This window comes from Arsenicibacter rosenii (assembly GCF_001870735.1).
GTDB lineage: Bacteria > Bacteroidota > Bacteroidia > Cytophagales > Spirosomataceae > Arsenicibacter > Arsenicibacter rosenii.
This window is the reverse complement of record NZ_MORL01000185.1, coordinates 1-934: the sequence shown is the minus strand read 5'-3', so window position 1 is coordinate 934 and position 934 is coordinate 1. Positions and strand designations below refer to the sequence as shown.

Genomic DNA, 934 nt, shown 5'->3' with positions numbered 1-934 from the left:
ATCGGTCGTTCCCTTTGCCGTAAGTTTCAGGGCAAAGGGAACAGCCCCGCCCATCTGATTGGCTGCCACCTGAATTTGAGGCTTACGGTTTCCGCCATTGTACTCAATCCGGATCAGCCGCGCGTCGTCATTCGCCGTAAACCAGCCTGAACCGTATTCGAGCATATATAANCATCGGATTGCTGAATTTATAGCTGGGCATAAACCGCTCCATAGACGCATAATTACCGTTTTTGTCGAAGGACACCGCCATCACCCAGCCACGCATCCACTCATAGGCGAAGAATTTACCATCATAGTATTTTGGGAACGCACGCGGCGCAGAAGCAAACATATCCTTGTAATACACAGGCCCTGCCATCGGATTACAGCCTCCACTGCCTAACAACGGAAACTCCTCACTCTTTGCATATGTGTACCAGATCATAGCGCCCTTTGCCGGTGGCAATTGAGTAAGCCCCGTATTGTTCGGTGAGTTATTGATGGGCTTCATCGCATCCCATTTTTCCCCTGCCTGTCCGGTTTCGAAGTTATAGAGGTTATACGCCTTGTTGTCACCGACAAAATAAGGCCATCCGTAATTTCCTGCGGAGGCCGCCTGTCCGAATTCACATGTCCCCGCCGGCCCTCGGTTCGGATCTGCTTTCGAAGCGTCCGGCCCCACATCACCCCAGTATAATTTGCTGTTTTTAGGATCAACGGCAATCCGGTACGGGTTCCGGTGGCCCATGGTATAAATTTCAGGCCGTGTTTTGTCGGTGCCTTTTGCAAAGAGGTTGCCTTCCGGAATGGTATATGTCCCGTCAGGCTGAGGCTTAATCCGGAGAATTTTACCGCGCAGATCGTTTGTATTAGCGCTTGATTTCTGCGCGTCCCACGGGCTACGTCCCTGCCGTTCATCGCTCGGGCTAAAGCCATTGGAAGCATGCGGGTT

At 51.9% G+C, this 934-nt stretch carries 1 pseudogene; it reads right to left on the bottom strand.

Annotated elements, in window-relative coordinates:
• Nucleotides 1-934 (bottom strand): annotated as a pseudogene (locus BLX24_RS30705) (PQQ-dependent sugar dehydrogenase); the annotation flags it as partial.